This window comes from Streptomyces muensis (assembly GCF_021474425.1).
Classification (GTDB): Bacteria; Actinomycetota; Actinomycetes; order Streptomycetales; family Streptomycetaceae; genus Streptomyces; species Streptomyces muensis.
This window is the reverse complement of the sequence record NZ_JAKEIP010000319.1, coordinates 1-8,201: the sequence shown is the minus strand read 5'-3', so window position 1 is coordinate 8,201 and position 8,201 is coordinate 1. Positions and strand designations below refer to the sequence as shown.

At 71.3% G+C, this 8,201-nt stretch carries 8 protein-coding genes and 1 rRNA gene; 2 read left to right on the top strand and 7 right to left on the bottom strand.

The genetic code is table 11. The features are described from left to right. Positions 1–166 precede the first annotated feature (166 nt). A complete protein-coding gene (locus tag L0P92_RS39235) occupies positions 167–514 on the top strand; it encodes an SCP2 sterol-binding domain-containing protein (RefSeq protein ID WP_234767915.1) in 348 nt (115 codons plus the stop codon). Here L0P92_RS39235 and L0P92_RS39230 read toward each other — a convergent pair. The 4 genes from L0P92_RS39230 to L0P92_RS39215 all read right to left on the bottom strand — a co-directional run bounded on the left by L0P92_RS39230 (position 498) and on the right by L0P92_RS39215 (position 4,683). After that, complete coding sequence (locus tag L0P92_RS39230) at positions 498–1,412, bottom strand: ABC transporter ATP-binding protein (protein ID WP_234767914.1); 915 nt, start codon at positions 1,410–1,412, stop codon at positions 498–500. The two genes, L0P92_RS39235 and L0P92_RS39230, sit on opposite strands and share 17 nt — an antisense overlap. Beyond that, positions 1,409–2,455, bottom strand: coding sequence for a FecCD family ABC transporter permease (locus tag L0P92_RS39225; protein WP_234767917.1), 1,047 nt, complete (start codon positions 2,453–2,455; stop codon positions 1,409–1,411). Before L0P92_RS39225 ends, L0P92_RS39230 begins: the two co-directional genes overlap by 4 nt. A gap of 71 nt (positions 2,456–2,526) precedes the next feature. After that, positions 2,527–3,570 (bottom strand): FecCD family ABC transporter permease, encoded by a 1,044-nt coding sequence (locus tag L0P92_RS39220; RefSeq protein ID WP_234767913.1) that lies wholly within the window; start codon positions 3,568–3,570, stop codon positions 2,527–2,529. Between the two features lie 84 nt (positions 3,571–3,654). Further along, the gene (locus L0P92_RS39215; RefSeq protein WP_234767912.1) at positions 3,655–4,683 is read right to left on the bottom strand and encodes an HAD hydrolase-like protein; all 1,029 of its coding nucleotides are present in this window, start codon (positions 4,681–4,683) and stop codon (positions 3,655–3,657) included. 72 nt (positions 4,684–4,755) lie between these two features. Here L0P92_RS39215 and L0P92_RS39210 point away from each other — a divergent pair, with 72 nt between their 5' ends. After that, positions 4,756–6,048, top strand: coding sequence for a DUF1015 domain-containing protein (locus tag L0P92_RS39210; protein ID WP_234767911.1), 1,293 nt, complete (start codon positions 4,756–4,758; stop codon positions 6,046–6,048). 54 nt (positions 6,049–6,102) lie between these two features. On the opposite strand, the gene L0P92_RS39205 is transcribed toward L0P92_RS39210, so the two are convergent. The 3 genes from L0P92_RS39205 to rrf form a co-directional block, all read right to left on the bottom strand. Beyond that, a complete protein-coding gene (locus tag L0P92_RS39205) occupies positions 6,103–6,867 on the bottom strand; it encodes a hypothetical protein (protein ID WP_234767916.1) in 765 nt (254 codons plus the stop codon). Then, the gene (locus L0P92_RS39200; protein ID WP_234767918.1) at positions 6,759–7,739 is read right to left on the bottom strand and encodes a hypothetical protein; all 981 of its coding nucleotides are present in this window, start codon (positions 7,737–7,739) and stop codon (positions 6,759–6,761) included. Before L0P92_RS39200 ends, L0P92_RS39205 begins: the two co-directional genes overlap by 109 nt. Before the next feature lie 216 nt (positions 7,740–7,955). Further along, positions 7,956–8,072 (bottom strand): 5S ribosomal RNA (rrf, locus tag L0P92_RS39195). Positions 8,073–8,201: the final 129 nt, after the last annotated feature.

Genomic DNA, 8,201 nt, shown 5'->3' with positions numbered 1-8,201 from the left:
GCGGGGCGGGGGCCGCGGGGTCGTACTCGGGTTCGACCGTTTGAGCCGTGTACTCGTCCTGGACGGTGTGCTCGTCCGCCGCCTCCGCCACCGGGATCTCCGTCTCCGGAACCGTGTCGCTCATGCCCAGACGCTACCCCGAACCGCTGGGGTACCGTCGATCGCGATGGCCACGATCGAGGAGTGCCGCGCCGCACTCGAAAAGCTCTCGGACAACATGCAGCGCGCCGAAGGGGACGCCCGCACGGCCGCTGCCCTGGACCGCTCGGTGAGCTGCCACATCACCGACCTGGACGTCACCTTCGCCGGCCGTATGTCGGGCGGCCGGATCCATGTGCACCAGACCCTCCAGGGACCGCCCCGGGAGAAGGCCCAGATCAGACTGAGCATGACCGGCGACGACCTGGTCGCCCTGGTCGACGGCGAGCTGCACTTCGCCAAGGCCTGGGGCTCGGGCCGGGTGAAGCTGCACGCGGGCGTGCGCGACCTGCTGACGCTCAGGAAGCTTCTGTAGCCGCCACCTTCTCGGCCCGGCCGCCCTGGTCGCCCCGCTCCTTCCTGACCTGCTCACGCGCCTTCCGCGCCGCCGGCACCACCAACGGCGTGCCCGTCTCCGGGTCGTCGATGACCTGGCACCGCAGCCCGAAGACGTCCTCGACCAGCTCGGCCGTGACGATGTCGTTGGGCGCGCCCTCGGCGATCACGGCCCCGCCGCGCAGGGCGATGAGGTGGGTGGCGTACCGGGCGGCGTGGTTGAGGTCGTGCAGGACGGCGACCAGGGTGCGCCCCTGCTCCTCGTGCAGCTGGGCGCACAGGTCGAGGACGTCGATCTGGTGCTGGATGTCGAGGTAGGTGGTCGGTTCGTCGAGCAGCAGCAGCGGCGTCTGCTGGGCGAGGGCCATCGCGATCCACACGCGCTGGCGCTGACCGCCGGACAGTTCGTCGACATAGCGATCCGCGAGCTCGGCGACCCCGGTCTGCTCCATCGACTCCTGTACGACCCGCTCGTCCTCGGTCGACCACTGGCGCAGGATGCCCTGGTGCGGGTACCGGCCGCGGCCCACCAGGTCGGCGACGGTGATCCCGTCGGGCGCGATCGACGACTGCGGCAGCAGGCCCAGCGTGCGCGCGACCTTCTTCGCCGGCATCGACTGGATGACCTGCCCGTCCAGCAGGACCCGGCCCTGGCTGGGCTTGAGCATCCGGGACAGCGCCCGCAGCAGGGTGGACTTGCCGCACGCGTTCGGGCCGACGATCACGGTGAAGGAGTTGTCGGGTATCTCCACCGACAGCTGCTCGGCGATGACCCGCTGGTCGTAGGCGAGGGTGACGTTGTCGGCGGACAGGCGGTTCACGGTGCTCCTTCGGTTGTTCAGCCCACTGCTGTTCTCGTTGCCCTTACCGGCGCTCATATCCGGCCCGCCTTGCGCTCGGTGACCAGCAGCCACAGCAGATACACGCCGCCGAGCACGCCCGTGACCACGCCCACGGGCAGCTGGTCGGCGCCGAAGACCCGCTGGGAGATCCAGTCGGCGGAGACGAGGAGGGCGGCGCCCATGCACAGCGAGGGCAGCAGGTTCGGGCCGGGCGAGCGGGTCAGGCGCCGGGCGAGCTGCGGGGCGGTGAGCGCCACGAAGCTGACGGGTCCCGCGGCGGCGGTGGCGGCCGCGGTGAGCAGTACGGCGGACAGCATCAGCAGCAGCCGTACGCGTTCGACGCGCACCCCGAGGGCGTACGAGACGTCGTCGCCCATCTCCATCATCCGCAGCCCGCGCGCGTTGGCGAGGACGAGCGGTACGAGGACGGCGCACAGCCCGAGCAGCGGCCAGACCTGGGCCCAGTCGCGGCCGCTGAGGGATCCGGTCATCCACACGACCGCGCGGGCCGCGTCGACGAGATCGGCCTTGGTCAGCAGATAGCCGTTGACCGCCATCATGATCGCGGACATGCCGATACCGACCAGGACCAGTCGATAACCGTGCACACCCCGCTTCCAGGCGAGCAGATAGATGGCGAGCCCGGTCGCGAGTCCGCCCACGAGCGCGCCGACGGTGACCTGGCCGGCGTCCCCGGAGAACAGCACGATCATCATGAGCGCGCCGGCGGTGGCCCCCTGCCCGAGCCCGAGGATGTCGGGGCTGCCCAGCGGGTTGCGGGACAGCGCCTGGAACAACGCACCGCCGAGGCCCAGCGCGGCCCCGACGAGGAGCCCGACCAGGACCCGCGGCAGCCGCAGCTCGTTGACGATGAACTCCTGCCCCGCGTTCCCGTCGCCGACCAGCGTCCTGAGCACGTCGCCCGCCGAGATCGGGAAGTCGCCGGTGCCGATCAGCACGACGCTCGCGGCGAGCGCGGCGAGCAGCAACAGCACGACGACGGTCAGCGCCCGGACGTCCAACCGGACGGAGAGCCCGCCCGGGGCCCGCACGGCACGGTTGGCCCGAACCGGCTTCACTGCGCTCCTTGCCGCGCCCCGCACGTCGTCGTCGTTCTCTTCGCTCGTCGCTTCCTTCTTCAGTGCCGTCCTCACAGCTGGGCCGTCCTCCGCCGTCGTACGAGAAAGATGAAGACCGGTCCGCCGAGGATCGCGGTGACGATGCCGACCTGGAGCTCCGAGGGCCGGGCCACGATCCGGCCGAGCACGTCGGCGCCGAGCAGCAGCACGGGCGACAGCACGGCCGCGTACGGCAGGATCCAGCGCAGATCGGGCCCGGTGAACGAGCGCACGACGTGCGGCACCATCAGGCCGACGAACACGATCGGCCCGCAGGCTGCGGTCGCGGCCCCGCACAGCACGGTGGCGGCGAGCATCGACAGCACCCGGGTGCGGTTCAGGTTCGCGCCGAGGGCCTTGGCCGTGTCGTCGCCCATCTCCATGGCGTTCAGCGGCCGGGCGAGGGCGAGCGCGAGGACCATGCCGACCACGAGGAACGGCAGCACCTGCCTGATGGTCGAGTCCGTCGCCGAGGTCAGCGAACCGACCGTCCAGAAGCGCATCTTGTTCAGCGCCGCGTCGTCGATGATCATCATGGCCTGGAGATAGCCGTACAGCGCGGCGCTGATCGCCGTACCGGCGAGCGCGAGCCGCACCGGTGTGGCACCCCGGCTTCCGCCGAGGAACCAGACCATCGCCCCGACCGCGGCCGCGCCGAGGAAGGCGAACCAGACATAGCCGCTCAGGCTGGTGACGCCGAAGAAGGTGATGGCGGTGACGACCGCGGCGGACGCGCCCGCGTTGATGCCGAGCAGACCGGGATCGGCGAGCGGGTTGCGGGTCAGCGCCTGCAGCACGGCCCCGGCGAGACCGAGCGCGGCCCCGGCGAGCAGCCCGAGGACGGTGCGCGAGATCCGGTCGTCGACCACGACGTCGCCGTAGGTCCCGGAACTCTCGAACAGTCCGTGCCAGACCTCCCCCAGGGACAGCTGTTTCGCCCCGATCGCGATGCTCGCCAACGCGACGACCACCAGGATCAGGACAGAGACAAGCAGCCCAACGGCACGTATCGCCCGTCGGCTTGGGGGCGCGGACGGGGACTCCGCGCGCGGTTCGGGAGGACTGTCGACCAACACGCAGTTAGGTTAGCCTACCCTCCCATTCAGCCACGATCCCGCCGTACGACGTCACAGCCCCGGCCACGATTCCGCTCAGCGGCGTCACAACCCCAGCCGCGCCAGCTCCTTCCCCGCATCCAGCGTGCACGAGCCGTCCCCGGCCGCCGTCCAGGCCGCCGCGCACAGCGCCCGCAGCCCGTCCAAGGCCGTACCGTCACCGTCGAGTTCCAGCCGCTCCGCCCCGGCGGTCGCCGTCCAGCCACCGCACCGAAAGCCCTCCCCGACCGCGGACACCTCCGGCTGCCCGCCGAGCAACCCCCGCAGATCGGCATCGACATACGTCGGCCGGTGCTGCGGCGGCGCGGCGAGCAGCAGGGCGCCGTCGGTCACGCCGGTCAGCACCAGCAGCGAGTCGACCTCCCCGTTGAACGCGCCCTCGATGTCCGTGTCCAGCCGGTCCCCGACCACCAGCGGCCGCTCGGCACCCGTGCGCAGAATCGTCTCCCGGTGCATCGGAGGCAACGGCTTGCCCGCCACCTGCGGCTCGGCACCGGTGGCGATCCGCACGACCTCCACCGCGGCCCCGTTCCCCGGCGCGATCCCGCGTCCGCTCGGAATCGTCAGGTCGGTGTTGGACGCGAACCACGGCACACCGCGCGCGACGGCGTACGAAGCCTCCGCGAACCGCCCCCAGGGCAGCTCGGGCCCGCCGAACCCCTGCACCACCGCCGCCGGATCGTCGTCCGCCGACTCGACGGGCTTCAGCCCGCGCTCCCGCAGCGCCACCCGCAGCCCCTCCCCGCCGATCACCAGCACCCGCGCCCCCGCCGGCACCTGCTCACTGATCAGCCGCGCGACCGCCTGCGCCGAGGTGATGACATCGCCAGCCCCGGTCGGTATGCCGAGCTCCGTCAGATGCGCGGCCACGGTGTCCGGAGTGCGCAGAGCGTTGTTCGTGACGTACGCCAGACGCATCCCGCCGGCCCGGGCCGAGGCGAGCGACTCGACGGCATGCACGATCGCGTCACCGCCCGCGTACACCACTCCGTCGAGGTCGAGCAGCGCCGTGTCGTACGCCTCGCTCAGGGCCTGGCCACAGCCCTCGGGCCTCGTCCTGACGCTCTGGCTCATTCCGCATCGCTCCTCGTTCGACGGCTTTCCCCCGATCATCCCCCATGCCACTGACACCCGTACGATGCCGGGATGAACACAGCAGGTCACCCGGAAGCAACGGAGCGCCGAGGCCTCGAACTGACCCCGTTCCGAGGGCTCCGCTACGATCCCGACCGGGTCGGCGGCCTGGCCGCCGTGACATCCCCTCCGTACGACGTCGTCGTCCGCCCCGACGGCCTGCACCACCTCCAGGACGCCGACCCGCACAACATCGTCCGCCTGATCCTCCCCCAGGCCGCCACCCCCGCCGCCCGCAACGAACAGGCGGCCAAGACCCTGCGCCGCTGGCTCTCCGAAGGCGTCCTGGCCGCCGACCCCGAGCCCGGCCTCTACGTCTACGAACAGCGTGACGGCGACGGCATGCTCCAGCGCGGCGTCATCGGCGCCCTGCGCGTGACGGAGCCCGCGGAGGGCCTGGTCCTGCCGCACGAGGACGTCATGCCGCACGTGGTCGCCGACCGGGCGGACCTGATGCGCGCCACCTCGGCGAACCTCGAACCCCTGCTCCTGACCTACCGCGGCACCGGCACGGCCACCGACACCACCGCCCTCATCGAGCGCACGGTCGAACACCCACCACTCTTCTCGACCACCACCGAGGACGGATTCAGCCACCGCCTGTGGTCGATCACCGACCCGGCCGACCTGGCCCGCGTCCAGTCCGACCTGACCCGCCACCAGGCCCTGATCGCCGACGGCCACCACCGCTGGGCGACCTACCGCCGGCTCCGTGCGGAACACCCCTCACCCAGCGCCTGGGACTACGGCCTCGTCCTCCTGGTCGACACGGCCCGCTACCCCCTGCGCGTCCGCGCCATCCACCGCCTCCTGCACGACCTGCCCGTACCGGACGCGCTGGCCGCCCTCGACGGCCACTTCCGCGTACGCCGCCTGGACGTCCCGCTCGCCGAGGCCCTGGAGGCCCTGGCCGACGCGGCCTGCGCGGGCAACGCCTATCTCCTCGCCGGAGACGGCGCCTTCCACCTCCTCGACCACCCGGACCCGGCCCTCCTCGACCGCACGGTCCCCACCGACCGCCCCACCGCCTGGCGCACCCTCGACGCGACGGTCCTGCACGCCACGCTCCTCGCCCACATCTGGCACATCCCCGAGGACGACCCCACCCGCATCGCCTACATCCACGACACCGCCGCCACCGTCCGCAAGGCGGAGCGCGACGGCGGTACGGCCGTCCTGATGCACCCGGTCCGCGAGGACGTCGTACGCGACCTCGCCCGCCAGGGCGTCACGATGCCCCGCAAGTCGACGTCCTTCGGCCCGAAACCGGCCTCGGGCCTGGTGCTGCGGGCACTGGACCTCTGAAACGCCGAAGGGCGGGATCCCTCACCGGAATCCCGCCCTTCACTTCACCCGCGCCTACTTCTCGTCGCCCTCGTCGGGACCGGCCGAAGCCTGCTCGGCACCGTCGCCCTCGGGCTCGTTGCCGCCCTCGTCCTCGTTCTCGTCGAAGGCATCGACGAACTCGACACCGTCCAGCTCGGCAAGCCGGTCGGAGGCGTCCGTGCTGCCGTCCTTGTCGGCCTCGACGGCCTTCGCGAACCACTCACGGGCCTCGCCCCGACGCTCCGCGGCCAGCAGCGCGTCGGCGTAGGCGTACCGCAGCCGCGCGGTCCACGGCTGTACGGAGTTGGAGGCGAGCTCGGGGCTCTGCAGCGTCACGATGGCCGCGTCCAGCTGCCCCATGTCACGCCGGGCGCCGGCCGCGACGAGCCGCATCTCCACCTGCCCGGCCTTGTCCAGCTTGTGCACCTCGGGGGCGCCGGCCATGTCCAGCGCCTTCTCCGGCCGCCCGAGCCCACGCTCGCAGTCGGCCATGAGCGGCCACAGCTCTACGCTCCCGGTCATCCGCCGCGCCGCCCTGAACTCGGCGAGCGCCTCGGAGTACTTCTGGTTCGCATACGCCGCGAACCCGGCCGCCTCACGCACGGCAGCCACACGCGACGCCAGCCGCAGAGCCACCTTGGAGTAGCCGTAGGCGCCCTCGGGGTCCTCGTCGATGAGCCGCGCGACCATCACCAGGTTCCTGGCGACATCCTCCGCGAGCGTCTTCGGCAGACTCTGAAGCTCCTGCCGTACGTCCTTGTCGATCTCCTCGCCCGTGACGTCCTCGGGGATCGGCAGCCGCTTGATCGGCTCGCGGTCGCGGTCCCGGTCCCGCTCCTCACGGAACCGCCCACCGCCACGCCGGTCGTCGCCACCGCGCCGGTCATCCCGCCCACGGAACCCACCGGGCCGCCCACCACGGTCGTCCCTGCGAGGCCCGCGCCCACCACGGTCGTCCCGTCGGTCGTCCCGCCCACGGAACCCCCCGCGCTCGCCCCGGCTGTCATCACGCCGGAACCCACCACGGTCACCACGGTCATCGCCCCGACGATCGTCGCGACGGTCATCACGACGCTCGTAGCCACCGCGGTTGTCGTCGCGACGGAAGCCACCGCGATCACCACGGTCGCCACGATCGTCACGCCGGAACCCACCACGGTCACGATCACGGTCGTCGCGGCGGAACCCACCACGGTCACGATCGTCACGCCGACCGTATCCACCACGGTCACCGCCGTCACGGCGGTCGTCACGACGGCCATACCCGCGGTCGTCGCCCCGGCGGTCGTCACGGCGCCCGTAGCTGCCGCGGTTGTCGTCACGCCTGTCGTCACGCCGGAACCCACCACGGTCACCACGGTCACCACGGTTGTCGTCACGCCGCTCGCCTCGGTCATCCCGACGGAACGCGGGGCGGTCACCGTCGCGCCGGAACCCACGGTCGCGGTCGTCGCGACGGGGCCCAGAGGGCCGGTCATCGCGCCGGAACGCAGGCCGAGAGCCTCGGTCGTCGCCACCGCGCCGATCATCCCGGCGGTCATCGCGGCGCCCGTAGCTGCCGCGACTGTCATCACGCCTGTCGTCACGCCGGAACCCACCACGGTCACCGCGGTCATCGCCCCGACGGTCGTCACGCCGGCCGTACCCACCACGGCCGGCACTGCTGCCACCGCGGTCGTTGTCACGACGGAACCCGCCGCGATCCCCTCGGCTGCCACGATCGCCGCGGTCACCACTGTCCCGTCGCCGCTGGTCGCGCTCCGGTCGGTCGTCGGGAGAGTTGGTGGACATCGGTGACTCCTGTCTTCGGTACACAAGCATTGTAAAAACGAAAGGACCCCTGGTCCCAGCTGAACGCTGGTGACCAGGGGTCCTTCCCAAAGATTGTTCGGCGGCGTCCTACTCTCCCACAGGGTCCCCCCTGCAGTACCATCGGCGCTGTAAGGCTTAGCTTCCGGGTTCGGAATGTAACCGGGCGTTTCCCTCACGCTATAACCACCGAAACACTATTGGTTTCGAGCGAACAATCAAACACTGCCGCACCGCATGTGACCCATGCGGGGCCGTTCGTGGTTTCAGAACCAACACAGTGGACGCGAGCAACTGAGGACAAGCCCTCGGCCTATTAGTAC

What these genes read in the sequence shown, in the direction of transcription:
- L0P92_RS39235 (WP_234767915.1), top strand. Translation starts at nt 167, where the DNA reads ATGGCCACGATCGAGGAGTGCCGCGCCGCACTCGAAAAGCTCTCGGAC.
- L0P92_RS39230 (WP_234767914.1), bottom strand. Translation starts at nt 1,412, where the DNA reads ATGAGCGCCGGTAAGGGCAACGAGAACAGCAGTGGGCTGAACAACCGA.
- L0P92_RS39215 (WP_234767912.1), bottom strand. Translation starts at nt 4,683, where the DNA reads ATGAGCCAGAGCGTCAGGACGAGGCCCGAGGGCTGTGGCCAGGCCCTG.
- L0P92_RS39210 (WP_234767911.1), top strand. Translation starts at nt 4,756, where the DNA reads ATGAACACAGCAGGTCACCCGGAAGCAACGGAGCGCCGAGGCCTCGAA.